Origin of the sequence: Streptomyces sp. DvalAA-14 (assembly GCF_900091855.1) — a bacterium.
Classification (GTDB): Bacteria; Actinomycetota; Actinomycetes; order Streptomycetales; family Streptomycetaceae; genus Actinacidiphila.
Window position 1 is genome coordinate 1 of record NZ_FMCH01000436.1, and the last position, 25,439, is coordinate 25,439.

The 25,439-nt window shown below is 73.3% G+C and carries 19 protein-coding genes and 2 pseudogenes; 4 read left to right on the forward strand and 17 right to left on the reverse strand.

Annotation, left to right across the window (positions count from 1 at the left end; genetic code table 11):
• From GA0115240_RS23420 to GA0115240_RS23430, 3 genes are all read right to left on the reverse strand, one after another.
• A partial coding sequence (locus GA0115240_RS23420) for a DUF6397 family protein (RefSeq protein ID WP_093739338.1) occupies positions 1-977 on the reverse strand: 977 nt, incomplete at its 3' end.
• A 308-nt stretch (positions 978-1,285) separates the two neighbouring features.
• The gene (locus tag GA0115240_RS23425) at positions 1,286-1,687 is read right to left on the reverse strand and encodes a roadblock/LC7 domain-containing protein (protein ID WP_093739340.1); all 402 of its coding nucleotides are present in this window, start codon (positions 1,685-1,687) and stop codon (positions 1,286-1,288) included.
• Between the two features lie 186 nt (positions 1,688-1,873).
• Positions 1,874-2,209 carry a YnfA family protein gene (locus GA0115240_RS23430; protein ID WP_093739342.1) on the reverse strand — a complete coding sequence of 112 codons (336 nt, stop codon included), beginning with the start codon at positions 2,207-2,209 and terminating at the stop codon, positions 1,874-1,876.
• A 233-nt stretch (positions 2,210-2,442) separates the two neighbouring features.
• Between GA0115240_RS23430 and GA0115240_RS23435 the strand changes: the two genes are divergently transcribed.
• Complete coding sequence (locus GA0115240_RS23435; RefSeq protein ID WP_093739344.1) at positions 2,443-3,330, forward strand: hypothetical protein; 888 nt, start codon at positions 2,443-2,445, stop codon at positions 3,328-3,330.
• A 12-nt stretch (positions 3,331-3,342) separates the two neighbouring features.
• On the opposite strand, the gene GA0115240_RS23440 is transcribed toward GA0115240_RS23435, so the two are convergent.
• From GA0115240_RS23440 to GA0115240_RS23470, 7 genes are all read right to left on the reverse strand, one after another.
• Positions 3,343-4,719, reverse strand: a complete 1,377-nt coding sequence (locus tag GA0115240_RS23440; protein ID WP_093739346.1) for an FAD-dependent oxidoreductase — start codon at positions 4,717-4,719, stop codon at positions 3,343-3,345.
• A gap of 146 nt (positions 4,720-4,865) precedes the next feature.
• Entirely contained in the window at positions 4,866-5,459 is a 594-nt protein-coding gene (locus tag GA0115240_RS23445; RefSeq protein ID WP_093739348.1) for an NADAR family protein, read from the reverse strand.
• Between the two features lie 6 nt (positions 5,460-5,465).
• A complete protein-coding gene (locus GA0115240_RS23450) occupies positions 5,466-6,011 on the reverse strand; it encodes an MOSC domain-containing protein (protein ID WP_093739350.1) in 546 nt (181 codons plus the stop codon).
• Positions 6,012-6,077: 66 nt separating this feature from the next.
• A complete protein-coding gene (locus GA0115240_RS23455) occupies positions 6,078-6,260 on the reverse strand; it encodes a hypothetical protein (protein WP_093739352.1) in 183 nt (60 codons plus the stop codon).
• A gap of 155 nt (positions 6,261-6,415) precedes the next feature.
• A complete protein-coding gene (locus tag GA0115240_RS23460; RefSeq protein WP_256069946.1) occupies positions 6,416-8,395 on the reverse strand; it encodes a Xaa-Pro dipeptidyl-peptidase in 1,980 nt (659 codons plus the stop codon).
• A gap of 51 nt (positions 8,396-8,446) precedes the next feature.
• Positions 8,447-10,870, reverse strand: coding sequence for a Tex family protein (locus tag GA0115240_RS23465; protein ID WP_093739354.1), 2,424 nt, complete (start codon positions 10,868-10,870; stop codon positions 8,447-8,449).
• A gap of 39 nt (positions 10,871-10,909) precedes the next feature.
• A complete protein-coding gene (locus GA0115240_RS23470; protein WP_256069947.1) occupies positions 10,910-11,545 on the reverse strand; it encodes a GNAT family N-acetyltransferase in 636 nt (211 codons plus the stop codon).
• 174 nt (positions 11,546-11,719) lie between these two features.
• On the opposite strand from GA0115240_RS23470, the gene GA0115240_RS23475 reads away from it, so the two are divergent.
• Positions 11,720-12,793 carry a fatty acid desaturase family protein gene (locus tag GA0115240_RS23475; RefSeq protein WP_093739358.1) on the forward strand — a complete coding sequence of 358 codons (1,074 nt, stop codon included), beginning with the start codon at positions 11,720-11,722 and terminating at the stop codon, positions 12,791-12,793.
• Positions 12,794-12,814: 21 nt separating this feature from the next.
• Here GA0115240_RS23475 and GA0115240_RS23480 read toward each other — a convergent pair whose 3' ends face one another.
• Positions 12,815-14,242, reverse strand: a complete 1,428-nt coding sequence (locus tag GA0115240_RS23480; RefSeq protein ID WP_093739360.1) for a M1 family metallopeptidase — start codon at positions 14,240-14,242, stop codon at positions 12,815-12,817.
• Between the two features lie 166 nt (positions 14,243-14,408).
• Here GA0115240_RS23480 and GA0115240_RS23485 point away from each other — a divergent pair, with 166 nt between their 5' ends.
• On the forward strand, positions 14,409-15,116 hold the full coding sequence (locus tag GA0115240_RS23485; protein WP_093739362.1) for a MerR family transcriptional regulator: 708 nt from the start codon (positions 14,409-14,411) through the stop codon (positions 15,114-15,116).
• Positions 15,117-15,178: 62 nt separating this feature from the next.
• On the opposite strand, the pseudogene GA0115240_RS23490 reads toward GA0115240_RS23485, so the two are convergent.
• The 6 genes and pseudogenes from GA0115240_RS23490 to GA0115240_RS23515 all read right to left on the reverse strand — a co-directional run bounded on the left by GA0115240_RS23490 (position 15,179) and on the right by GA0115240_RS23515 (position 24,666).
• Positions 15,179-17,376, reverse strand: a pseudogene (locus GA0115240_RS23490) (3-hydroxyacyl-CoA dehydrogenase NAD-binding domain-containing protein).
• Positions 17,377-17,405: 29 nt separating this feature from the next.
• Entirely contained in the window at positions 17,406-18,623 is a 1,218-nt protein-coding gene (locus GA0115240_RS23495; protein ID WP_093739364.1) for an acetyl-CoA C-acetyltransferase, read from the reverse strand.
• Positions 18,624-18,704: 81 nt separating this feature from the next.
• Positions 18,705-19,871, reverse strand: coding sequence for a CaiB/BaiF CoA transferase family protein (locus GA0115240_RS23500; protein ID WP_256069948.1), 1,167 nt, complete (start codon positions 19,869-19,871; stop codon positions 18,705-18,707).
• Positions 19,872-19,949: 78 nt separating this feature from the next.
• Positions 19,950-22,001 carry a primary-amine oxidase gene (locus GA0115240_RS23505; RefSeq protein WP_093739366.1) on the reverse strand — a complete coding sequence of 684 codons (2,052 nt, stop codon included), beginning with the start codon at positions 21,999-22,001 and terminating at the stop codon, positions 19,950-19,952.
• A gap of 82 nt (positions 22,002-22,083) precedes the next feature.
• On the reverse strand, positions 22,084-23,613 hold the full coding sequence (locus GA0115240_RS23510) for an APC family permease (RefSeq protein WP_093739368.1): 1,530 nt from the start codon (positions 23,611-23,613) through the stop codon (positions 22,084-22,086).
• A 96-nt stretch (positions 23,614-23,709) separates the two neighbouring features.
• Positions 23,710-24,666 (reverse strand): hypothetical protein, encoded by a 957-nt coding sequence (locus tag GA0115240_RS23515; RefSeq protein ID WP_093739370.1) that lies wholly within the window; start codon positions 24,664-24,666, stop codon positions 23,710-23,712.
• 450 nt (positions 24,667-25,116) lie between these two features.
• Here GA0115240_RS23515 and GA0115240_RS23520 point away from each other — a divergent pair.
• Positions 25,117-25,439, forward strand: a pseudogene (locus GA0115240_RS23520) (hypothetical protein); the annotation flags it as partial.

A 25,439-nucleotide genomic window follows, 5' to 3' on the forward strand; every position in this document is an offset into this window, starting at 1 on the left:
CGGTGTGCCGGCGCGCGGACCTCGGGGGCCATGTGCGGGAGCGGGGGCTCGGATGGTGAGAGCGCGGGCCGGGCCGGCGGCAGGGGCCGCGCCGGGAGTGGCTCGGTGCCCGGGAATCGGGGCGCGGCCCGCAGGGCGCGGGCTCTGCCGAGTGCGGTGGCCAGCGCGAGCAGCGCCGCGGCGATCTCCTCCGGTCGGTCGGCGCTGGTCAGTTCGCTGATCCGCTCCGCCGAGGCCCGCCCGACCCGGCCCGGCGGCAGCTCCGCGCGCAGCCTTCGCAGATGGCCGCGATCATCAGGGTCCGGCACGGCCTCGGCGACGATCTCGGGGCCGAGCAGCGCGGCCCAGACCGCGGCCTCCTCCCACGCGTCGTGGGCGTCCCGGACGAGCTGGGCCGTGCGGCGCGCCCGCCACCCGCGGGGTCGCTCGTCCTCACCTGCCGCCACCGCCTCCCGCAAGTCCGCCGGCAGCGGCCCGTGCAGCAGGGCCGGGCGCCGGTCGGCGAACTCCGTGAGCTCCCGGGCGAGGTAGATCCACACCACGGCCTGGTACTGGTTGACGTACCAGCGGACCGGGCGGACGTATCCCGCTCTGGCCAGCCGGACGAATCGCTCCCGGCCGATCCCGAGCAGTCTCGCGGCCTCGTCGCTGTTCACCAGCCGTAGCCGGGCGAGCAGGGCCTCCCGATGGTCCGGCTCGGCGCGCAGCCGGGCGACGGCCTGCGCGGGCACCTTCCACTGACCGGGTCCGCAGGCGACGCAGGGCACCTCGCCGATCTGCAGGGCCACCTCGAACTCGTCGTAGTCCAGGCCGAGTTCGTCCCGGGCTCGGGCGAGCGGCAGCAGGCCGCGCTCCGCAGGCCCGCTGCCGGGCGGCGGCGCCACCGCGCCGGACCCCCAGGAGCGCTGTTGCGTCGTCTCAGCCGCCCGCAGGTCACTGCCCGCCTTCGAGCCGGCCGTCCCGTTCGACCGCTTCACGGCGCTGGCCGGCCTGCCGGACTCCGCGCCCGCCGCCGGCTTCGCGGCTTTCCCCGACCCCTTCGACCTTCTCGACTCGCTCGGCCGGGTCGGCCCGGTCGCGGCGGCCCCCCTCTCCGCCCTGACCGCCCTGGTCAGCCTGCTCCCCTTGGTCGGCTTCGCGTGCCGCGCCGACTTGACCGTCTTCATTGCCATCACTCCCCCACCGATTGATCACTGACAGTGATCAATCTAGCGCGGGACGCGACAGCTCGTCGGCGGGCCTGTGGACAACTCGCGAACACCGGACGGCGCAGGCCCTCCAGGGCTCAGAAAGGCGCCTCGGTCTGGCGCGCCGGCACCCCGAGGTGCTCGCCGACCCGGTGCACCAGCAGCGTCATCTCGTAGGCGACCTGGCCGACGTCCGCCTCCATCTCGCTCAGCACGGACAGGCAACTGCCGTCCCCTGCCGCGGTGACGAAGAGGAAACCCTCGTCGAACTCGATCATGCTCTGGCGCACACCGCCGGTCCCGAAATGCCGCCCGGCGCCCTTGGCCAGGCTGTGGAAGCCGGAGGAGACAGCGGCCAGGTGCTCGGCGGTCGGACGGTCCAGCTCGCCGCTGGCGCCGGTCACCAGCCCGTCGTTGGACAGGACGAGCGCGTGCCGCACGTGCGGCACCCGCTGCGTCAGGTCGTCCAGCAACCACGCAAGCCCGTTACTCACCGTCATCGCCTACCTCCCGTCTCCGCTGCGTTACGCAGCCTGGTACGGACTGCCCGCGACGGCAACCCCTCCTCGGGGGTTGTCCCAGATCGACTCCCCCGGACGGTCGGGGTCGGTGGGTCCGGAGAGTCGAGTGGGGCGGATGGGAGCCACGGGCGAACGCGACGCGAACCGCGCACGCACCGGAGGGCGTCACCGTCCGCGCGGCGCGTACATGATGACTCCGACGCCGAGCAGACAGATCAGCGCGCCGGTGATGTCGAACCGGTCCGGCCGGTATCCGTCGGCGACCGCCGCCCACAGCAGCGAGCCGGCCACGAACACTCCGCCGTAGGCGGCGAGGATCCGGCCGAAGGCGGCGTCGGGCTGCAGCGTGGCGACGAAACCGTAGAGGCCGAGGGAGACCACGCCGGCGCCCACCCAGCCGATTCCGCGGTGCTCGCGCACACCCTGCCAGATCAGCCACGCGCCGCCGATCTCCAGGATCGCGGCGACGACGAAGAGGGCAATGGAGCGAAGGCTGATCATACGACCATGATGCACAGCCACCAGCGACCCCTCGGAGCGCGGGTCGACGGGGTGGACCGGCTCCACCGGGCACGACGGGCCCCGGACGCGGTGTCGCCGTGCCGACGCCGGCGAGTACGCGCCGCCGCCGCACCGGCGCACCTCTCCGAGCGGATTTTCCCCCGGGCGCGCTCTCGACGGGGACGTTACCGGCTGGTTAAGGTGCGCGGACCGGGATGCGAGGGGGACGGCGGATGGCCGCGGCGGAGTTTGCGGAGGACGGGGACGCGCTGTTCGTGCTGACCGCGGCGATGCTCACGCCGGAGCGGTTCCCCGGCGTGCTGGGAGACGACTACCCGGCCGCCTGCGCGGGGCTCGGCCTCGCACCGCTGGACGCCGGTTACGGCCTGGTGTTCGGGCAGGACGGCACGGGCGCCCGCTGGACGGTGGCCAGCACGGATGCCGCCATGGTGGCGTGTGCGCTGGCGGCCTGGGACTGCGGGCTGGAATACGACCTGTCCCCGGAGGAGGTCAGCATCGCCGCGTCCCTGCCGGGCTGGCCGGTGCCGGTGGCGGTCGCCGCGCCCGGCGTCCCCGAGCCGTACGACCCGGACGAGGCAGCCGCCGGGCGCCCGCCCCTGACGCCACCCGACAGCTCCGTGTGGGGGGCCGCCCAACGCCGGCTGGGCGCCGACGAGATCGCGGTCCACTGGCGGGACTGGCGCGACCAGGTCGCCGGCCCGGAGGACACCGCCGACCCGCGGACCGGCTCCGAGCCCGGCCCCGAGCCCGGCCCTGAGCCCGGCCCCGATTCCGCCGCCGACGCTGCCACCGACTCCGCCAGATCCGCGGCCCCCGCCCCTTCCCACCCCGGCGTGCGCCGCGCCCTTGCCGCCGCCGAAGGCTATCTGCGGCAGGTACCGCCGGCCGGCCGGGTGCGGACCGCCCATGGCGCGCTGCGCGCCGACGGGCCCGGCTGGAGCCTGGTGGCGCGGATCGACGACATGGCGTTCGTGCTGCTGGACGAGGCTCCCGGCGAGGTGCTGCCGGTCGGACGCGGGCCGTCGCTGCCACCGCTGCTGGAAGCCCTCGGCCGGCTGGCCGCCGCTCCGGCGCGGACCACCGCCGTCACGACGTCGTGACGGTCGGAGCGGTCACGACTTCCTGATGTCGGCCGCCACCGCGTCCGCCGCCTTCCGCGCCGCGACCAGCACCGGGTCCCACACCGGGGAGAACGGCGGCGCGTAGCCCAGGTCCAGATCGACCATCTGCCCCACCGTCATGCCCGCGGTGAGCGCGACCGCCGCGATGTCGACCCGTTTCGCGGCGCCCTCGCGTCCGATGATCTGGACGCCGAGCAGCCGGCCGGTGCCGCGTTCGGCCAGCATCTTGACCGTCATCGTGGCCGCGTCGGGGTAGTAGCCGGCCCGGGTGGTGGACTCGATGACGGCGGTCACGAACTCGAGGCCGGCGGCCCGCGCCTGGGCCTCCAGCAACCCGGTCCTGGCCAGTTCCACGTCGCACACCTTGCTGACCGCGGTGCCCACCACGCCGGGGAAAGTGGCGTACCCGCCACCGATGTTGGTGCCGATGATGCGCCCGTGCTTGTTGGCGTGGGTGCCCAGCGCGATGTGCTGGAGCGCGCCGGAGACCAGGTTGAGCACCTCCACGCAGTCGCCGCCGGCCCAGATCCGCTCGGTGCCGGGCACCCGCATCGCGCGGTCGGTGAGCAGTCCGCCGTGCGCTCCGAGCGGCAGGCCGGCGGCGCGGGCGAGTTCGGTGCCGGGACGGACGCCGATGCCCAGGACCACGATGTCCGCCGGGTATTCGTCCTCGTCGGTGGCCACCGCCCGCACCCGGCCGTCGTCGCCGGTCAGTACCGCGCTCACCGTGACACCGGAGACCACCCGGACACCGAGGCCCTCCAGGGCGACGCGCACCAGCCGCCCCATGTCGGGGTCGAGGGTGGTCATCGGCTGTTCGGCCCGGTCGACCAGTGTCACGTCCAGGCCGTGCCGCAGCAGCGCCTCGGCCATCTCGACGCCGATGTAGCCGCCGCCGACCACGACGGCCCGCCGTACGCCGGCCCCGCCGAGACCGTGCAGCACCGCCTCACCGTCGTCGAGCGTCTGCACGCCGTGGACACCGTCGGCGTCGATGCCGGGGATGGACGGCCGCACGGGTACGGCTCCGGTGGCGATCACCAGATGGTCGTAGCCGGTCCACTCCTCGCGGCCGTCGGCGTCCCGGGTACGCACCCGGCCGGCCGCCGGGTCCACCTCGATCGCCTCGGTGGCGAGCCGTACGTCGATGTCATGGGCGCGGTGTTCGTCGGGCGTCCTGGCGATCAGCGCGTCGCCGGTGGTGTCGCCCCCGATCCAGTAGGGGATGCCGCAGGCGGAGTAGGAGGTGTGCCGGCCGCGCTCGAAGGCGACGATCTCCAGTTCGTCGGCGGACCTGCGCCGCCGGGCCTGCGAGGCCGCCGACATGCCGGTGGCGTCGCCGCCGATCACGACCAGACGTTCCGTCATCTCCTGCGGGTCCCTTCCCCTTGACCGCGGTGCGGGCGGTACGGCTTACCGCGACGCGGCCGCCTTACGGTTCACGGCGCCACCGCGTAGGGCATTTCAGCGATTCGGCTGACGGGTCAGCGGCACGAAGGCCGCTGCTCCGCACTCTACGGCCGCGGGTCGGCGATCAGCCGTTCCCGCGCCTCCATCAGCGCGAACCCCAGCAGATTGAGCCCCCGCCAGGCGGCCGGGCGGGCCGCCCGCTCGTCGTCGGCGGCCAGGCCGATGCCCCAGATCCGGTCCACCGGGCTGGCCTCGACCAGGACCCGCCGGCCCGTACCGAGCAGGAAGGCCCGCAGATCGGGGTGGGCGGCGAACTTGTGCGTGCTGCCCTCGACAACCAGGGCGAAGCGTTCGCGGACCCACTGCGCCTCGTCGAAGCCGCGGACCGTCCGGCCGGCCGCCTTGGCGGCGTGCGGGTGACCGGCTGCCAGCACCCGCCGCTCGGCGTCGGTGTCACCGAAGAGCCGGGCCTTGCCGGCCATCATCCAGTGCTCGGCGGTGGCGTAGCGGACGCCGTCCACGCTGAAGGGGGCGTGCCACCACTGGCTGAGGCAGCCCGCACCGGGGCTGCCGTCGCGCTGCGGGCTGTGGCCCCAGAAGTGCAGGTACTTGACCCGGGTGCCCTTCGCGGTGAGGACGCGCAGGTCGTCCACCGAGCGGGCGGCAACAGGGACCGGGGCGGGGCTGTCGGGTCTCAAGGGGGCTCAGACTCTTTCCAGCGGCCGGTGCGGGGCGGCCGGGAGGTGGACGCCGACGAGGTCGCCGGGGCGGACGTCGCCGTCCGCCAGGACCACGCCCATGACGCCGCTGCGGCGGACGGTCCGGCCGGCCTCGTCGCGGCCGACGACGTGTTTGAGCAGGCCGCCGCGGAAGCGGTCGATCTGGCGGCACGGGTTGCGCAGGCCGGTGATCTCGACCACCGCGTCCGGGCCGAGGTGCAGCCGGGTGCCGGTGGGAAGGCCGAGGAGGTCCACACCGTGGGTGGTGACGTTCTCGCCAAGGTCGCCGGGGGCGATCTCGTAGCCGGCGGCGCGCAGTTCGGTGAAGAGCTCGTCGTGGATGAGGTGGACCTGGCGCAGGTTCGGCTGCGCCGGGTCCTGGGCGATGCGCGACAGGTGCTGGACGGTCACGCCCAGGTGCGCGTCACCCTCCACGCCGAGGCCGGTGAGCAGCCTGATGGCGTCCTGGTTGATCTTGGTGAAGCGGTGCTCGGCGTCGCGGCTCACCGCGACGACCCGACTGTTGCTCATGACGGCGACCGCCCCCTCGATCCGATGCCCGGGCCGTACACGCACCGTACCGGGGGCCGCGCCCGGTCAGCGACCGATTTGCCGGCGGCTCACATGACGCAGCCGGCGCCGCTGCGAGGAGTCGAGGGTCATGTAGGCGATCGCCGGGACGCCGACGATGATCAGGAAAGTCACCCACCACGGCACCCAGATGAGCAGAATCAGACCTACTACCGCGCCACCGACTGCGAGCTTCGCTCGACTCGACATGTCCCCGCCTCCATCTCACGGCGGCCCGCGCCGCGTGTGCTCCGTACTTACCCAGAGGAACGCGCCGCGGACCGCCCTGGTTCCCGCCGGCGTTCCCGGCGGCGGTCTTTTATCCGTTTTGTCGAGTTCTTGTCGCGCCGTGGCCGGCCCGCGCGTCAGCCCAGGTCGGCCGCCCCGGTGAAGGACGGCGCCGAGGCCGCCGCCGGCCCCGCGACCAGGCCGTGCGGCGCGGTGGCGGCCAGTCGCGACCGCAGACCGCCCGCTCCGCCGACCAGGGGCAGCCGGACGACCGACCGCCGCAGGTCGACGGTCACCTTCGGCGTGGTGTCCGGCGGCAGGATCAGCCCGCCGTCGGTACCGGCGACGATCAGTGCCAGCCGGTGCCCGGCCGGCACCACGTGGTCGGTGGCGGCCAGCTGGATGGTCATGGTGTACGGCTTGCCCGGGGTGAGCGGCACCCCGTGGGCGAGCGACTTGAAGTGGCCGAGGTCGGCCCAGCCGCGGCTGAAGACGTTGTGGTCGACGTTTTCGGTGTCGGCCGCGGTGTCCAGGAAGCAGGGGCTGTCACCGGCGGTGCTGGCGCCGTAGCAGGAGCGGGTGTCGAGGGTGGTGATGCCCTCGCCGCCGCCCAGGTAGTTCCGGATGGTCTCCGGCCCGAGGTCGACCAGGACCGCGGACAGGTGGGCGCTGGTGGTGGACGAGGCGGCGGTGACGGTGACCGTGCCACCGCCGGAGACCCGCAGGTCCTCGGCCAGCACGCCAGTGGTGAAGACGGTCTTGTCCGGGGTGGCGGTGTCGGCCGCGGCGGCCCAGTCCTCCTCCCACAGATCCGGGTTGTCGGTGAACGACTCGGTCCCGGCGGTGGCCGGTCCCGCGCCCAGGGTGCCCAGGCCGTCGGTGGCGGAGGCGCCGAGGGTCAGCGCGGTGTCACGGGTGCCGGGGGCGGGCCACACCGCGTCGGTGGTCCAGTGGTCCACCGTCCGCTCGATGTCGGCCATCGGCTCGCGCTGAATGCCGTTGTCCACCCCGAGCAGGTAGTGGTCGAACCAGCGCTGGAGGGTGGGCACCCAGGCCGAGCGGCGGTAGTCGAACGGGTCGACGTGGCCGGTCTGCGACAGCCACACCTTGCGCTCGACGCCTTGGGCGGACAGCGCCTGCCACCACTGGCCGAAGTTCTTGGTGCGGACGTTGAGGTCCTGCATGCCCTGCACCGCGAAGACGCTGGCGCGTACCTTGCCGGCGTCCTTCACGTAGTCCCGGGCGGTCCAGAACGGGGTCCAGTCGCCGGTGCGCGGCGAGCCGTCGATGATCTTCTGCTGCTCGGCGGCGCAGTTCGCGTGCGCGCTGTCGCTCTCCACGTAGTCCGACAGCCACTCGGGGCCGTCCTGGAGCGGGGCGCCCTGGTGGAAGTAGTAGTCGTACCAGGAGGAGATGGAGCTGATCGGCACGATGGTCTTCAGGCCGCGCACGCCGGTCGCGGCCACGCCGTTGGCGATGGTGCCGTCCCAGCTCTTGCCGATCATGCCGACCGAGCCGGTGGTCCAGGTCGCCTGCACGGCGTGGCCGCCGGCCCGGGCGCTGTAGCCCTCGGCGCGTCCGTTCAGCCAGTCCACCACGGCTTTGGCGGACTGGATGTCGGACGGGCCGCCGATGTCCACGCAGCCGTCGGAGCGGTTGGTGCCGGCCAGGTCGACCAGCACGGTCGCGTAGCCGCGGGGCACGAAGTAGTTGTCGTAGAACAGCGGCGCCTGGACGATGTCGCCGGCGGCGTCGTAGGTCTTGAGCTGGTTCTCGTTGCCTCGCCCGCAGCAGGAGTAGTAGGGGCTGGCGTCCATGATGACCGGGACCTTGCGGCCGGCTTTCGCGGGCTCCGAGGGGCGCACGATGTCGACCGCCACCCGGTCGGTGCGGCCGTCGCCGTCGCCGTCGAGCCCGGTGTCCACCCAGACGGCTTCGCGGATGGCGTCGGCGTACGAGTAGTCGGGTTGGCTGAGGCCGTGCCGGACGGTGCCGCCCCCGGTGCCGGCCGCGTGGGCGGCGGTGCCGGGGGCGACGAGTACGGCGGCCAGGGCGGCGAGTACCGCCAGCAGCACGGAGATCCACGGAATGCGGGGTGCCCGCGTCTTTGAGATCACCCGGGGAGGCTAGCGCCTGTCGGGGTCACGTCAACAGAGGGCGCCCTGCGGCTACTTGCCGCCGGTCAGACCCGCCCGCCGCAGCGCGTCGGCCATCGCGCCGCCCGGCGCGGGCTGCCCGGCCCCGGATCCCGGTCCGCCGCCGCGCCGGCCGCCGCCCTGACCGCCCTGGCGTCCACCCTGACCGCCCTGACCGCCTTGGCCGCCCTGGCCGCCGCCCCGGTTGGCCTGCCGCGGCGGAGCACCGCCCTGGCGCTCGCCACCGCCGCCCCGCTGCCGGCTGCCGCCCGCCGCGGGCTCGTCGTTCAGCCGCAGCGTCAGCGAGATCCGCTTGCGCGGCAGATCGATGTCCAGCACCTTGACCCGGACGATGTCGCCGGGCTTGACGACCTCGCGCGGGTCCGACACGTACGAGTCGGACAGCGCCGAGACGTGCACCAGCCCGTCCTGGTGGACACCGACGTCCACGAAGGCGCCGAAGGCGGCCACATTGGTGACCACGCCCTCCAGCAGCATCCCGGGCCGCAGGTCCTTCATCTCCTCCACGCCCTCCTTGAAGGTCGCGGTCTTGAAGGCGGGCCGGGGGTCGCGGCCCGGCTTCTCCAGCTCGGTGAGGATGTCGGTGACGGTGGGCAGGCCGACGGAGTCGTCCACGAAGTCCTGCGGGCGCAAGGTGCGCAGCAGGGTTCCGTTGCCGACCAGGCCCGCGATCCCGGTGCCCGCGCTGGCGCTCATCCGGCGCACCACCGGATAGGACTCCGGGTGCACGCTGGAGGCGTCGAGCGGGTCGTCGCCGCCCTGGATGCGCAGGAAGCCCGCGCACTGCTCGTACGCCTTCGGGCCGAGCCGCGCCACCTCCTTGAGATCCTTGCGGGTCCGGAACGGGCCGTTGGCGTCGCGGTGGGCGACGATGTTGGCGGCCAGGCCCTCGGTGATGCCGGAGACCCGGCGCAGCAGCGGCACCGAGGCGGTGTTCACGTCCACCCCGACGCCGTTCACGCAGTCCTCGACCACCGCGTCCAGCGAGCGGGACAGCTTCACCTCGGACAGGTCGTGCTGGTACTGCCCGACGCCGATCGACCGGGGGTCGATCTTGACCAGTTCGGCCAGCGGGTCCTGCAGGCGGCGGGCGATGGACACCGCGCCGCGCAGCGAGACGTCCATGCCGGGCAGTTCGGCCGAGGCGTAGGCGGAGGCGGAGTAGACCGAGGCGCCGGCCTCGGAGACGACGGCCTTGGTGAGGTTCAGCTCGGGGTGCGCCGCGATCAGGTCGGCGGCGAGCTTGTCGGTCTCGCGGGAGGCGGTGCCGTTGCCGATCGCGATGAGGTCCACCCGGTGGGCGGCGGCGAGCCGGGCGAGGGTGGCCAGCGAGTCGTCCCAGCGGTTGCGGGGGGCGTGCGGGTAGATGGTGTCGGTGGCCACCACCTTGCCGGTGTCGTCGACAACCGCGACCTTGACGCCGGTCCGCAGGCCCGGGTCCAGGCCCATGGTGGAGCGGGTGCCGGCCGGCGCGGCGAGCAGCAGGTCGCGCAGGTTCGCGGCGAAGACCCGCACCGCCTCGTCCTCGGCCTCCTGGCGCAGCCGCACCCGCAGGTCGATGCCGAGCCGGACCAGGAAGCGGGTGCGCCACGCCCAGCGCACGGTGTCGGCGAGCCACTTGTCGGCGGGCCGGCCGCGGTCGGCGATGTCGAAGCGCTGGGCGATGCGCCGCTCGAAGCTGGTGGGGCCCTCGGCGGGCTCCTCCGGCTCCATGGTGAGGTCGAGCACCTCTTCCTTCTCGCCGCGCAGCATGGCCAGCACGCGGTGGGAGGGCAGCTTGGTGAAGGGCTCGGCGAAGTCGAAGTAGTCGGAGAACTTCGCGCCCGCCTCCTCCTTGCCCTCGCGCACCTTCGCCGTCAGCCGTCCCTTGGCCCACATCCGGGTGCGCAGTTCGCCCACCAGGTCGGCGTCCTCGGAGAAGCGCTCGGTGAGGATGGCCCGCGCGCCGTCCAGCGCCGCCGCCGTGTCCGCCACGCCCTTGTCGGTGTCGACGTAGGCGGCCGCCCGGGTCTGCGGGTCCGTGCCGGGGTCGGTGAGCAGCGCCTCGGCCAGGGGTTCCAGACCGGCTTCGCGGGCGATCTGCGCCTTGGTGCGGCGCTTGGGCTTGTAGGGCAGGTAGATGTCCTCCAGCCGCGCCTTGGAGTCGGCGGCCATGATCTGCGTTCTGAGGGCGTCGTCCAGCTTGCCCTGCGACTCGATCGACTCCAGGACGGCCGCGCGCCGCTCGTCCAGCTCCCGCAGGTAGCGCAGCCGCTCCTCCAGGTTGCGCAGCTGTTCGTCGTCGAGGGTGCCGGTGGCCTCCTTGCGGTAGCGGGCGATGAACGGCACGGTGGCCCCGCCGTCGAGCAGGTCGACGGCCGCGTGCACCTGCCCCTCGCGTACGCCGAGCTCCTCGGCGATCCTGGCCTCGACCGACCGCACAACCGACGTCGTCACGATGCTGAACCCGCTCTCTTCGCTGGACTTGTGACCGCATTATCCAGGTCGGTGCAGCTTCTTCTCGAACCAGTGGTCGGCGAGCCAGTTGTCGTTGTAGGACTCGATCTCCGCATAGCCCTGTTTGGCGTACAGCCCGCGGGCCTCCACCAGATCCTTGCGGGTGTCCAGCCGGATCAGGCGCGCGCCGAACGCGGTGACGGCCAGCCCCTCCACCGCCTCGATCAGGAGCGCCGCGACACCCTGGCCGCGGGCTTCGGGGACGACGTACATCCGGGTCATCTCGACGGTGGTCGCGTCCAGGACCCGCAGGCCGACGCAGCCGACGGGAACCCCGTCGCGGCGGCCGACCAGGAACTCACCGGTGGGACGGGCCAGGTCGTCGCTGGGGAGTTCGGCCAGCGTCGCGGTGACCTCCTCGTCGGTGGTCGGACGGTCGTAGTAGCGGACGATCAGTTCGGTGTAGTAGCGGCGCAGCAGGGCGGCGGATTCGGGGGCGGACACCGGGTGGGGAGCCGCGCTCCAGCCGGCCGGGCGCGGGGCGCTCGCCGTCGCGCTCCCGGGGCCGGCGTTCGCGGTGCGGTCCGTGGTGCCGTCCGCCGTGGCGTCGGTCGTGTGATTCGTCGTGTGGTTGGCCGTGTGGTTGGTCGTGTGGTTGGTCGTGTCGTTCGTCACGCGTTTCATCGTGGCATCGGGGCCTGGGGTTATCCCCCGGTTTTCCACCCGGGCCGCCCCCCCGGGGAAGCGGGGTGATGGCGCCATGGTCCGGGACCGGCCGGATTCGTAGCGTCGGGAGTGCGACCCGGAAGGCCCGGCCGCACCCCCCGCCACCGCTTCGAAGGAGCGCCCATGCCCGCAGCCGGCAGCCCACTCGCCGTCACCTCCGTCCGGCCGGAGGCGGAGCCCGGCCGGGCCCGCGCGGCGCCGGCCGGGGGCAGCGAATTCGCGCCGCTGCTGCGGCAGATCAAGGACGCGGGGCTGCTGCGGCCGAGGACCGGCTACTACGCCCTGATGATCGGCGGGAATCTGCTGGCCCTGGCCGCGGTGTGGGCGGCGGTGGCGCTGATCGGCGGGGGCGGGTCGTGGTGGGTGCTGGCGCTGGCGGCGCCGGCCGCGGTGCTGTCGGCGCGGACCGCGTTCATCGGGCACGACGCCGGGCACCGGCAGATCGCGGCCGGCGCCCGTGCCAACCGGGTACTGGGGCTCCTGCACGGCAATCTGCTGCTGGGCATGGGGGCGGGCTGGTGGACGGACAAGCACAACCGCCACCACGCCCACCCCAACCACGTCGGCAAGGACCCGGACGTCGAGGTGGGCGCGCTGGTGTGGACGCGGGCGCAGGCGACGCGGCGGCGCGGCTTCGCCGCTTTCCTGACGAGGTATCAGGCGTGGCTGTTCTTCCCGATGCTGCTGCTGGAGGGCCTGGCGCTGAAGGTGGCGAGCTTCCAGGACCTGCGGCGGCTGTCGGGCCGGGACCGCGCGGTGGAGGGCGGCCTGCTGGTCGCGCATGTCGCGGGCTACACGGCGCTGCTGCTCGGCGTCCTGCCGCCGGGCCAGGCGATCGCCTTCGCGGCTGTGCACCACGCGCTGTTCGGCCTGCACCTGGGATGCTCCTTCGCCCCCAATCACAAGGGCATGGCTATGCCGGAGGAGGGCGCGCGCTGGGGCCATCTGCGCCGCCAGGTCCTCACCTCGCGCAATGTCCGCGGCAATCCGCTCACCGACTTCTTCCTCGGCGGCCTCAACTACCAGATCGAGCACCACCTCGTCCCCAGCCTCCCCCGGCCGCACCTGCGGCTGGTCCAGCCCTTGGTGCGCGCGCACTGCCGGCGCCTGGGCGTGCCCTACACCGAAACCGGCCTTGCGGCCTCCTACGCCCAGGCGCTGCGCCACATGAACGCCGTCGGCGCGCCCCTGCGCTGAGGCCGCCGGGCCGGGCGGCCGTCACAGCCGGGCGGGCTTGGCCTTTCCGTAGAGCCAGGTGGCGAACAGCGGCGTCAGGTCCTTGCCGGTCAGGTGCGCGCAGAAAGCGGTGAACTCCGCGGTCGAGGCGTTGCCGCCGCGGTGGGCGGCGGGCCAGGTGCGCAGCAGCGTGGCGAACGCCCGGTCGCCCAGGGCGCGGTGGAGTTCGTACAGGACGAGGGCGCCGCGGTCGTAGACCGGGGCGTCGAAGAGGTGCGCGGCGGTGGGCGAGGCGGGTGGGAAGGCCCAGTCGGCGGGGTCGGCGAAGGCCGAGGCGGCGCTCCGGGCCACGGATCTGCCGCCCTCGTGCTGCTGCCAGAGCCATTCCGCGTAGGTCGCGAAGCCCTCATTGAGCCAGATGTCCTGCCAGTCGGCCGGCGTGGTCCAGTCGCCGAACCACTGGTGGGACAGCTCGTGGACGAGTGTGCCGACGGCGACGGCGGGCGGGCCGTCGTCGCCCGGGAAGACCGGGCGGTTCTGGGTCTCCAGCGCGTAGCCGCCCCGGCCGGTGGGCAGCCGGGCCACGATCGCACCCGCCGAGGCGAAGGGGTAGGGCCCGAACACGCCGCTCTCCCAGGCCAGGATCTCGGGAATGCGCCGCAGCGCGGCTGCTGTGCCCGGGTCGTCGGAGCGGGGGTCGACGGCGACATAGAGCGGCAGTCCGCCCGGGGTGCGGGACCGGGTGACGGTGTAGTGGCCGATGGCGACCGTGGCCAGGTAGGTGGCCATCGGCTCGGTGGTGCGCCAGTGGAAGGCGGTACGGCCGCCGGCGCTGCTGCGGCCGGCGAGTTCGCCGTTGGACACCACCGTCAGGCCGGCCGGGACGGAGACGGTGATGTCGTAGGTCGCCTTGTCCGAGGGATGGTCGTTGCCGGGGAACCACGCCATCGAACCGACCGGTTCACCCAGGGCCACCGCCCCGTCGCCGGTGCGGAACCACCCCTCGTGCGAGCCGTCCGGGTCGGTGAGCAGCTTCGGTACGCCGCTGTACCGCACGGTGATCTCGAAGCGGGCGCCGCGGGTGATCGGCCGGGGCGGGCGCACCACCAGTTCGGTGCCGTCACGGCCCTGGCCGGCCGGCTTCCCGTCGACGGCGACCCGGTGGACGGTGAGGCCCGCCAGGTCCAGGTCGAGGCGGCCGAGGTCCGCGGTGGCGGTCGCGCTGATCCGGGCGGTGCCGGTCAGCTCCCCCGGCCCCGGGTCGTAGCGCAGGTCGAGCCCGTAGTGCGTCACGTCGTAACCGCCGTTGCCCGCCCGGGGGAAGAGCCGGTCGCCGGCTCCGGGTACGCCGGCCGGGAATCCGGGCAGGGCCGACGGAACCGCTCCCGCGCCGCCCGAGCACGACAGGCAGCAGCCGAGGAGCAGCGGCAGGGCCGCCCGCAGCGGGGTCCGGACCGCAGGAAGACGCATCGGGCCAGCGTACGGGCCGGACGGGGACCGGCCGGTGCGCGCCGCCGCGGGCGATCGGGCGAAGCGGGCCGGGGCCGCGCGGCCACGTCTCCCCCATCCCGGACGCCTCCCGTACGGCGGCCCGCGCGGCCTTTCACAGCGCCGGTGGCACAGCGATACTGTTCCGGTGCCCCAGACCGGTCTCACCGTCGACGAGCTGGCCGCCCGCGCCGGGGTGACGGTCCGCACCGTCCGCTTCTACAGCGCTCGCGGCCTGCTGCCACCGCCGGACATCGGCCCGCGCCGGGTGGGCCGTTACGGGCCGGGGCACCTGTCCCGGCTGGCGCTCATCGGGGAGTTGCAGCACCAGGGCCTGACGCTGGCGGCGATCGAGCGCTATCTGCGGCAGCTCCCGGACGGCATCAGCGCCCACGACCTGGCCATCCACCGGGCCCTGGTGGCGTCCTGGCTGCCGGAGGGCATCGAGGAGATCGACCGGGAGAAGCTGGAGCGCCGGGCCGGCCGGCCACTGGCGGACGGGGACCTGGACCGGCTGGCGGCGATGAACGTGCTGGAGCGCACCGGCGATCCGGACGCCTTCCGGGTGGATCCCGGCATCCTGCATCTGGGGATGCGGCTGCTGGACATGCCGATCCCGGTGGAGGCGATCCTCGCTGCCCGCGAGGTGATGCTGGCGCACGCCCGCGCGGCCGCCCACGAGATCGGCCGCGTCTTCCGCGACGGGGTGCGGCTGCCCGAGGCCGCGGCGGTGCGCTCGCTGTCGGCGCAGATGCAGCCGCTGGTGGTGCAGGCCCTGGTGACGGCTTTTCAGCGTTCGCTGCGCGAGGAGGTGCGGGCCTGGCCGGAGTCCCGGCCGGGCCCGCACGCTCCTTGACGGCAGAGCAGTGACGGCAGGCAGTGACCGCGGAGCGGTGATCGCGGATCAGTGACGGCGGATCAGTCCGTGAACCGCTCCCCCGCTTCGGCCTTGGCCACCAGGAGCGCCGGCGGGCTGAAGCGCTCGCCGTAGGCCGCGGCCAGCTCCCGGGCCCGGGCGGTGAATCCGGCGACCCCGCCCGGGTAGCCGTTGATGTACTGCAGCACCCCGCCGGTCCATGCCGGGAAGCCGATGCCCAGCACCGAGCCGATGTTGGCGTCGGCGACCGAGGTGAGGACACCTTCTTCCAGCAGCCGCACGGTGTCCAGTGACTCGGCGAACAGCATCCGCTCCTGCATGTCCCGCAGCGGGATCCGCACGGCCGGCCGGCCGCTGCGGTCCCCGGGGGCCGATCCGGCTCCGAAGTGCTCGGCCAGCCCCGGCCACAGGCCGGTGCGGCGGCCGTCCCGGTAGTCGTAGAAGCCGGCTCCGCCGCTGCGACCCGGCCGGCCGAACTCGTCCACCATCCGGTCGATGACCCGCTCGGCGGGGTGCTCCTGCCAGGTACCGCCGGCCGCTTGGACCGCCTCGCGGGCCTCGCGGCGGATCTTGCGCGGCAGGGTCAAGGTCAGCTCGTCGAGCAGCGCCAGCACCTTGGCCGGGTAGCCGGCCTGCGCGGCGGCCTGTTCGACGGACGGGGCGGGCAAACCCTCGCCGACCATGGCGACGCCCTCGTTGATGAACTGGCCGATGACCCGCGAGGTGAAGAAGCCGCGCGAGTCGTTGACCACGATCGGGGTCTTGCGGATCTGCCGCACCAGGTCGAAGGCGCGGGCGAGCGCCTCGTCGCCGGTCTGCGCGCCGCGGATGATCTCCACCAGCGGCATCTTGTCCACCGGGGAGAAGAAGTGCAGGCCGATGAAGTCCCGCTGCCGCGCGACGCCTTCGGCCAGCAGGCCGATGGGCAGGGTGGAGGTGTTGGAGCACAGCAGCGCGTCGGGCGCCACGATCTGCTCGATCTCCTGGAAGACCTTGTGCTTCAGGCCCGCGTCCTCGAAGACCGCCTCGATCACCGCCTCGCAGCCCGCGAGGTCGGCGGGATCGGCGGTGGGGGTGATCCTGGCCAGCAGCGCGTCGCGCTTGTCCGGGTGGTGCGGCCCTTGGCGAGCGCCCGGTCGAGCAGGGCGGCCGAGTGCGCCTTGCCGCGGTCGGCGGCCTCCTGGGTGACGTCCTTGAGCACCACGTCGATGCCGGCGCGGGCGCAGGAGTAGGCGATGCCCGCGCCCATCATGCCGGCGCCGAGCACGGCGACCCGGGTGACCTGCCGGGCGGGCACCCCCTGGGGGCGGCTGGCACCGGAGTTGACCGCCTGCATGTCGAAGAAGAAGGCCTGGATCATGTTCTTCGCGGTGGGGCCGCAGGCCAGCTCGGTGAAGTAGCGGGCCTCGATGGTGAAGGCGGTGTCGATGTCCACCTGCGAGCTCTCGACGGCCGCGGCCAGGATGGCGCGCGGCGCCGGGTAGGGCGCGCCGGCCAGCTGCTTGCGCAGGTTCGCCGGGAAGGCGGGCAGGTTGGCGGCGAAGGCGGGGCTCTTCGGGGTGCCGCCGGGGATCTTGTAGCCGGGGGCGTCCCAGGGCTGGCGTGCTTCGGGGTTGGCCCGGATGAAGGCGCGGGCGCTGTCCAGCAGGGCGTCGCGGTCGGTGGCCACCTCGTGGATCAGCCCGGCTTCCAGGGCGCGCCGCGGGGCGTACTGGCGGCCCTGGAGCAGCACGGTGAGCAGCGCGTCGGCGATGCCGAGCAGCCGTACGGTGCGGACCACGCCGCCGCCCCCCGGCAGCAGGCCGAGGGTGACCTCGGGGCAGCCGATCTTCGTGCCGGGCGTGTCGAGGGCGATGCGGTGGTGGCAGGCGAGGGCGATCTCGTAACCGCCGCCGAGGGCCGCGCCGTTGATGGCGGCGACGACGGGTTTGCCGAGGGTCTCCAGCCGGCGCAGGCGGCGCTTGATCCGCATCGAGCCGGCGAAGACCCGCTCGGCGTCGTCCGGGGTGGCCCGGATCAGGTCGCGCAGGTCGCCGCCGGCGAAGAAGGTCTTCTTCGCCGAGGTGACGATGACGCCGGCGACCTGGTCGAGTTCGGCTTCGAGCCGGTCCAGGACGGCGTCCAGGGAGTCGGCGAAGGCGGCGTTCATGGTGTTGGCCGACTGGTCGGGGTCGTCCAGGACGAGGGTGACGATGCCGTCGGCGTCCTGCTCCCAGCGGATGGTGGTGGGCTCGCTCATGGTCGGGTGCTCCGTTGGATCCGTAGGGGTCAGGAGAGGCGTTCGACGACGGTGGCGACGCCCATGCCGCCGCCGACGCAGAGGGTGGCGAGCCCGTACCGCAGGTCGCGGCGTTCCAGTTCGTCGATCAGGGTGCCGAGGATCATCGCGCCGGTCGCGCCGAGCGGGTGGCCGAGGGCAATGGCGCCGCCGTTGACGTTGACCTTGTCGATGTCGACGCCCATGTCGGAGGCGAAGCGCAGCACGACCGCGGCGAACGCCTCGTTCATCTCGATCAGGTCGATGTCGTCGATGCCCAGCCCGGCCTTGGCCAGCGCCTTGCGGGCGGCCGGGGCCGGGCCGGTGAGCATGATGGTGGGCTCGGAGCCGCAGACCGCGGCGGAGACGATGCGGGCCCGGGGGGTCAGTCCGTAGCGCTCGCCGATCTCCCGGTTGCCGACCGCGACCAGCGCGGCGCCGTCCACGATGCCGGAGGAGTTGCCGGCGTGGTGGACGTGCTCGATCCGCTCGACCCAGTGGTACTTCTGCAGGGCAACCGCGTCGAAGCCGCCGGCCTCGCCGATCGCGGCGAAGGACGGCTTGAGGCCGGCCAGCGTCTCGGGGGTGGTGCCGGGGCGGACGTGCTCGTCGTGGTCGAGGACGGTCAGGCCGCTGGCGTCCAGCACCGGCACGACCGAGCGGGCGAAACGGCCGTCCTTCCACGCCTCGGCGGCGCGTTCCTGCGACAGGGCGGCGTAGGTGTCCACGTCGCGCCGGGTCCAGCCGCCGAGCGTGGCGATCAGGTCCGCGCCGATGCCCTGCGGGACGAAGCCGGTCCGGTAGGAGGTCATCGGGTCCATCGCCCACGCCCCGCCGTCGGAGCCCATCGCCACCCGGGACATGGACTCGACACCGCCGGCCAGGATCAGGTCCTCCCAGCCGGAACGGACCTTGGCGGCCGCCAGGTTGACCGCTTCCAGGCCCGAGGCGCAGAAGCGGTTCTCCTGGACGCCGGCCACGGTGTCGGGCAGCCCGGCCGCGATGGCCGCGATCCGGGCGATGTCGGAGCCCTGGTCGCCGATGGGGCTGACGACGCCGAGCACGATGTCGTCGACGGCGGCCGGATCCAGGCCGGGGAAGCGGCGCCGCAGCTCGTGGATGAGGCCGACGACGAGGTCGATCGGCTTGGTGCCGTGCAGGGATCCGTTCGCCTTTCCGCGCCCGCGCGGGGTGCGTACGGCGTCGTAGACGTAGGCCTCGGTGCTCAACGTGGTGCCTTTCGGTGCGGAGGCGGGCGGGGCGTGCGGGTTTGCGGGTTTGCGGCTTCACGGCTTCGTCCCCTGCACGGCTCACGGCCGAGGTGCCGGTCTGCCGAGCAGTGCGGGGACGTCCCAGTCTCCGGCGACGTCCTCGGTGTGCGCGCCCGGCCGCGCGGGCGGGCGGCGTATCGCGGTGGGGGTGGCCGAGAAGCGCGGCGCCGGCGCCGGCTGGACGATCCCGGCGTCCTCGGTGAAGGTGCCGCGGGCCGCCAGGTGCGGGTGGCCGGGCGCCTGGGCCGGCGAGAGCACCGGGGCCACACAGGCGTCGGCGGTCTCGAACACCCCGGTCCACTCGTCCCGGCTGCGGGTGCGGAAGCGGGCGGCGACCGCGGCCCGCAGCTCTTCCCAGCGCGCCGGGTCCGCCCGCAGGGCGGCCTGTTCGGCGGACAGGCCGAGCAGCGCCGCGAAGGTGTCGTAGAACCGCTGTTCCAGCGCCCCTACCGCCATGTGGCCGCCGTCCGCGGTCGGGTAGACGCCGTAGAACGGGGCGCCGCCGTCGAGCAGGTTGGCGCCGCGCCGGTCCTGCCAGGCGCCGGCCGCGCGCATGCCGTGGATCATCGCGGTCAGGTGGGCGGTGCCGTCCACGACGGCGGCGTCCACCACCTGGCCGCACCCGCCGGTCCGCGCGTGGTGGAGGGCGGCGAGGACGCCGGTGACGAGGTAGAGGGCGCCGCCGGCGTAGTCGCCGAGGAGATTGGCGGGGGCGGCCGGCGGGGCGTCGGCCGGGCCGGCCAGCGCGAGGGCGCCGGTGATCGCGATGTAGCCGATGTCGTGGCCCGCGGTGGCGGCGAGCGGGCCGTCCTGGCCCCAGCCGGTCATCCGGCCGTAGACCAGGGCCGGATTGCGGGCCAGGCAGGCCGCGGGTCCCACGCCGAGGCGTTCGGCGACGCCCGGGCGAAAGGCCTCGATCAGGATGTCGGCGCGTTCGGCCAGCTCGAGTACGGCGCCGGGGCCGCCGGCGGCCTTGAGGTCCACCAGCACCGAGCGCTTGCCGCGGTTGGTGACGTCGAAGGCGGGGTCGATGCCCAGGCCCGGGCCGCCGGGCCGGTCGACGCGTACCACGTCGGCGCCGAGGTCGGCGAGCAGCATGGCGGCGAACGGACCGGGGCCGATGCCGGCCAGTTCCACGACGCGGATGCCTGCCAGCGGACCGGGCGCCGGGGAGGCGGGCGGCCGGTCTGACAGTTCTGATGTCACATCAGTGATGCTAGGAACGTGTTCCAGTCTTGGCAAGGGCTGACTGAGCGCTCGCTCAGTCAGCCCTCGGCCGGTCTGTCAGGTGTGGCAGTGGTCCTCGGCCCCGTGGCCCTTCTCCTTCGGCAGGTCCAGCGCGGGGTTCCGGTCGAAGAAGCCGGTCGGCTTGAGGGTGAAGCCGCACACGTCGACCGGCATCACCGGCCAGTCCTCCAGCCGGGGCAGATGGGTGGGACCGAAGCAGTGCCAGACGGTGAGATCGGTGTTCTCCAGCGCATCGCCCGGCTGCGACCAGGCGACGACGCCGGTCCGTCCGGGGTGCTGGTTGGGGTAGTCGCCGTCCGGGTAGTGCCGTTCGGGCCGGTAGCGGGTCACCCACAAGTTCTTGGTGGCGAAGGCCACCCGTTCGGCGACCGGTGAGCCCGGCTGGGCGAGCAGCAGCGGATTCTGCTCCGGCAGCAGCGTGTACGCGACCGGCCGGCCCATCCGGTTCAGCGAGGCGGGGTTGCTGATCCGCCAGCGCCGCCCCACCGAGGCGTCCGCGACCCGGCCGCCGTCGCCGCTGTCCGCTATCGCGGTGGCCCGGCTGGTGAAGGCGTTGCCGTTGGGGTTGTCCGGCCCCATCGGCAGCCGCACCACGTCGACTTCCTCGACGGTGTTGGCGGGACCGTCCAACCCCACGTCCAGCCGGGCGCAGAACAGGTGCTGGTGGTTGGGGGCGAGCAGACCGGGCGCCGTCTCGGTGCCGTACCGCGAGCCGGCGCCCGGCTCGACCGCGGAGGTCTGCACCAGGCCGGTCGCCTTGGCCTCGAAGGAGATCGTGCCGTCCTGGTACAGGTACCAGTAGAAGCCGTAGTCGTAGTTGCCGAGCGTGGCGATCCAGGAGATCACCAGACGGCGCGAACGACGGCTGTCCACCGCGAAGTTGTCGAAGATGTTGGTGTGCTTCCACAGCAAACCGGCATCCTCCTCGTGGATGCAGACCGCGTTGGGCAGCGGCTCGGGGCGGCCGTGGTCGTCGGTGAGGACCGCGTCGACGTAGGCGATCTCCCCGAGGCAGTCGCAGCCCAGGCGCAGCGGGTTGGCGTTGCGGCCCAGCAGGTACTCGCCGGCATCGAGATAGCAGACCCAGTTGCGCGCGGCGTCGGGTTCGGCGTACGGCACGGCCATCTCGGCGATGGAGGCGCGGTGCAGCACCGGCCGGTCGCGGTCGCCGTCGCGGTGGGTCAACTGGTGCAGCACCAGGCCCTCGCGGGCGTTGAAATCCAGCCGCAGCCGCCAGTTCTGCCAGCTGAGCACCGGGCCCTGGAGGGTGAAGGACGGGCCCTGCGGCTGGGTGATCTCCAGCGGGCGCAGGTCGGTTCGGGCCGGGCCGGTGAACTCGGCCTCGTAACGGCCGCATTCGACCGGGGTGGGGACGATGCCGGTGTCGATCAGCCGGACCACCCGGCGCTCGGTGAGGTCGACGTCGGCGACCAGGCCGCCGACCGGATGGGCGAACGGGTTGTCGCTCTCCTCGCAGCGCAGGAAGGTCAGCGAGCGCAGCATCCGGCGGCCGGTCTCGGCCTCGATGCCGAAGTGGCCGGCCGCCAGCGGGGCCGCGATCACCAGCGAGGTGTCGGTGATGCCCCGCTCGGCCATCGCCTTGCGCCAGCCGGCGTCCGCCTTGACGACCGCGTCGCAGGTCTCGTACTCCTCGAAGAGCAGCGGCGGTTGGCCGTCGAGTGCCGCGTCGAGTTCCCGGTAGGAGAGCAGCAGCCGGGCGGTGACGTCCACCAGTGCCTCGGCGCTGATGCCGGTCGCGGTGTCCAGCAGGGTGACCCGGACCCGGCGGGCGAAGGCGTCGCCTTCGCGGTGGGCCCGCACGGCGTGCCGGTCCGGCTCGTCGGGGAGCACCAGCGGAAAGCGGGTGGACCCGGTGATCCTGCCCTCGGCTGCCAGCACTTCCCGGGCGGCGCCGATCTCGTCGGCGGACAGCGGGTCGAGGGGGTGCGGGGCGGCCGAACCGGTCGGCGGGGCGGCTGCCGGGCCGCCGGTGGCGTCGGCGGTGGCAGGAGCGGTGGTCGCGGCGGCTGAACCAGCCGTGGCGGCGGGGTCGGTGGGGTCGGTGGACTCCGTGGAGCAGCGGGTCATGGCGCATCCTGACGGCCGGGGGCGGGAAAGGCGGCGGCCCGCCCGCGCCCGGGTGGGCGGGGCGGGCCGTCGGGTGTCACGGTCAGGCGGACGTCTCGGCGGCGGAGGCCGCCTTGTCCAGTTGGAAGGCCTCGTTGCCCTGGCCGATCCGGGCGTGCGCGGTGGGGTTCTTGACCTTCAGCACCGCTCCGTAGATCAGGCCGGCCAGGGCGGCGATCCCGACGATGCCGGGCAGGATCCAGCGCAGGCCGTGGCCCGGGTCGACGCCGAGCAGCACCTTGAAGTCCTTGACCGCGTAGAACGCGATCACCAGCAGCGCCACCGCGGCCACCGCCGAGGTGACGAGCCGCCAGGCCTGGACGCGGGCGGCGCCGCGCTTGATGAAGAACACGATGATGGCGATGGAGGACACGGCCATCAGGACCACCACACCGAGCGCGCCGATGTTGCCGGCCCAGGTGAACAGCCGCAGCATCGGGGCGAACGACGGGTCGCCGCCCGGCTTGTTGTCGGTGACCGCGAAGGCGGTGACGACGACCAGCGCGACGACGGTCTGGATCAGCGAGCCGACGACCGGGGCGCCGCCGGAGCGGGTGGTGCGGCTGACTCCGCTGGGCAGCAGACCGTCGCGGCCCATCGCGAAGGCGTAGCGGGCGACGACGTTGTGGAAGCTGAGCAGCGAGGCGAAGATGCCGGTGATGAAGAAGACGTTGAGGATGTCGGTGAAGGTGTTGCCGATCCGGGCCTGGTTGAGGTCGAAGATCATCGTCGGGCTCTTCTGCGCGGCCCCGACGACGCTGGACGGGCCGGCCGCCACAGTGATCGCCCAGGCGCTGAACGCGAAGAACAAGGTGGCGAACCCGACCGCCAGGAACATCACCCGGGCCACCACGCGCTGCGGCTTGGCGGTCTCCTCGGCGTAGACCGGCGCCTGTTCGAAGCCGGTGAAGGCGGCGATGCAGAAGCACAGCGCGGTGCCGAAGCCGGCGCCGGTGATGGTGCTGGGGTTGAAGGCGTGCATCGAGACGCCCTGCGGGCCCGGGTCGGACAGGAAGCTGACGTCGAAGACCACGATGAGCAGGGTCTCGACGAGCAGCAGCACGCCGAGCACCTTGGCGTTGACGTCGATCTTCAGCGCGCCGAAGACGCCGGCGATCACCACGCCGCCGAGGGCCGGCCACCACCAGTCGACGTTGTGGCTCCAGTGCTCACCGATCTGGCTGGAGATCTCGAAACCGAAGATGCCGTAGATACCGCACTGCAGGATGCTGTAGGACGCCAGCGCGACATAGGAGGCCGCGGCACCGATGGTGCCGCCCAGGCCGCGCGCTATGTAGGCGTAGAAGGCACCCGCGTTGTGCACATGACGGCTCATCTCGGCGTAGCCGAAGCTGAACAGCACGAGGACGGCGCCGAGGATGAGGAAGATCAGCGGCACGCCCACCACGCCGACCGCGGCGAAGGTGGTGGGCACCACGCCGGCCACCACCATGAGCGGAGCGGTCGCCGCGAGGACGGACAGGAGAAGGCCCGGAGTTCCGATCCGGTCCGCGCGCAGGGCGCGGTCCTCACCCTTGAACGTGCTGATCTCGTTGGTACTGCCCGTCAGCATGGCTGCGGTTTCCTTCCGGTGAGGCGGTGCGGTTCAGGACGTGATCGGGAAGTGCGTCGGGTCGGGGCCGTCGGTCGGTCGGGTGGTGATCGGTACTCAGGAGGATCCGAAGCCGAGTGCGTAGTTGCGCGCGGCACGGAACGTCTTCTTCGGGTCGCGGTCGAGATAGGACCACGGAACGCGGGTCGCCTGCGCCCCGATCCGGTTGAACAGGGCCGCGGCGGCGACCGTGTCCCCGGAGTGGAACTTCGCGAACGCCAGGTAGTTCAGGTCCAGCGCCAGCCGGGGATGGCTCCTGTTGTCCCAGTCCAGCCACCAGTCGAAGGCGGCGCGCAGGCTGGTGCGGGCCCGCGGGCTGGTCCAGTAGGGCAGCCGCGCCGGGTCGGGCGGCATGGCGCCCGCGGCGGCCAGTGCGCGGTAGCGCTCGACCAGGGCGACCAGCGGCAAGGTCGCCAGCGGTGAGCCGGCATCGGCCTCGCCGGCGGCCCATTCGGCGAATTCGTAGACCTCGTGGAACGGGTCGTCCCCGTCGGTCTTCTGACGCTCCGCCAGGCACTGCGTCATCAGGTAATGGGCGTGGTGGTGGCCGCGGTGCCGGCCGCGGACCTGGTCGAAGGCGCGCACCTGCTCGTCGTCGGTGCCGGTGCGGCGGGCCAGGATCAGCAGGCCGAGCCAGGGAGTCGGGTCGCTCGGGGTCATCCTGGCCACCCGCAGGCACGCGTCGCGGGCCGACTCGGCGCTCTGCTTGCCGCTCACGGCGCGGAAGACGGCGGCGGCGGCGCCGAGCGCGGCGGCGTCCGGGCTCTCCGGCTCGACCATCTGCCACTCCTTGGCCCACGCGGCGGTGGACTTGCCCTCGCCGAGCACGACCAGCCGGTGGCCGCGACTGTCCCAGTCGTTGCCGGTGCGTGCCAGGAGCACACGGACGTCGTCCCAGCGGCCCTGGGTCAGGGCCGCGCGGGCGGCGACGAGTTCCTCGTCGCCGAATGCGGGATCAAAAGCCACGTCATCCTTGCCCCGCGCGAAGCGGAAGGGTGGCGGCGGTGGGGTCATCCGCGGGCAGCCCTCCACGGCAGCGCGTTACGTCAAGTGATCGCGAACAGCCAATCGGTAGGCGGCAGTCTGCTACAAGTGCGGACCTGTTGTCTCGGTGTAGTCCGGTATCGTTACCGGGGTTTGAGACTCGGATCGGCGCTGGTGACGGCCTCCGGCTGGCGCCGACCGCCGACTTCCTGATATTCGAAAGCCTGATCGCAAGTACGGCATGGGGCGTGCGGCGGCGTGGTGCGGTGAGCGCCGCGCAGTGGGGACCGGGTCGAATGGACGGCAGCAACGTGGCAGGGGAAGGCTCCGCCGCGTCCACCCATCCGCTCGCCTATGTGCGGCGAAGACACGGCTGGAGCTACCAGGACCTGGCGCGGGTCATCGCCGACCACGCCCGGGCGCTCGGGGTGCCGATGGCGGCGCGCCGGGAGAAGGTGTGGCGCTGGGAGCGACTGGGGGGTGGTGCCGGAGGCCGACAGCCAGCGGGCGCTGGCCCGGGCGCTGGGCATAGCTCCCGGGGAGCTGGAGAAGCGGCCCTGGCCGCGCTGGCTGCCGGCCCACGGCGGCATGCCGGACGGCCTGCCGTGGACGGCCGAGGGCAGCTTGAGCGCGCTGACCGCCCTGGTGGACGACGGCGGTTCGGATCCGCGCGGCTTTCCGATCGCCGACGAACAGGCGCTCGCGGACGCGATAGCCGACTGGGACGAGGCCGCAGTGGGCGCCGCTCCCCTTCCGCCGCCGGCCGCGGCGCCGGCGCTCGACGCGGCCCCCGGCGAACGGCA

Coding starts and splice junctions, on each gene's coding strand:
- GA0115240_RS23515 (WP_093739370.1), bottom strand. CDS start 24,666: ATGACCCCACCGCCGCCACCCTTCCGCTTCGCGCGGGGCAAGGATGAC.
- GA0115240_RS23425 (WP_093739340.1), bottom strand. CDS start 1,687: ATGACGGTGAGTAACGGGCTTGCGTGGTTGCTGGACGACCTGACGCAG.
- GA0115240_RS23440 (WP_093739346.1), bottom strand. CDS start 4,719: ATGACGGAACGTCTGGTCGTGATCGGCGGCGACGCCACCGGCATGTCG.
- GA0115240_RS23510 (WP_093739368.1), bottom strand. CDS start 23,613: ATGCTGACGGGCAGTACCAACGAGATCAGCACGTTCAAGGGTGAGGAC.
- GA0115240_RS23480 (WP_093739360.1), bottom strand. CDS start 14,242: ATGCGTCTTCCTGCGGTCCGGACCCCGCTGCGGGCGGCCCTGCCGCTG.
- GA0115240_RS23430 (WP_093739342.1), bottom strand. CDS start 2,209: ATGATCAGCCTTCGCTCCATTGCCCTCTTCGTCGTCGCCGCGATCCTG.
- GA0115240_RS23505 (WP_093739366.1), bottom strand. CDS start 22,001: ATGACCCGCTGCTCCACGGAGTCCACCGACCCCACCGACCCCGCCGCC.
- GA0115240_RS23450 (WP_093739350.1), bottom strand. CDS start 6,011: ATGAGCAACAGTCGGGTCGTCGCGGTGAGCCGCGACGCCGAGCACCGC.
- GA0115240_RS23455 (WP_093739352.1), bottom strand. CDS start 6,260: ATGTCGAGTCGAGCGAAGCTCGCAGTCGGTGGCGCGGTAGTAGGTCTG.
- GA0115240_RS23435 (WP_093739344.1), top strand. CDS start 2,443: ATGGCCGCGGCGGAGTTTGCGGAGGACGGGGACGCGCTGTTCGTGCTG.
- GA0115240_RS23475 (WP_093739358.1), top strand. CDS start 11,720: ATGCCCGCAGCCGGCAGCCCACTCGCCGTCACCTCCGTCCGGCCGGAG.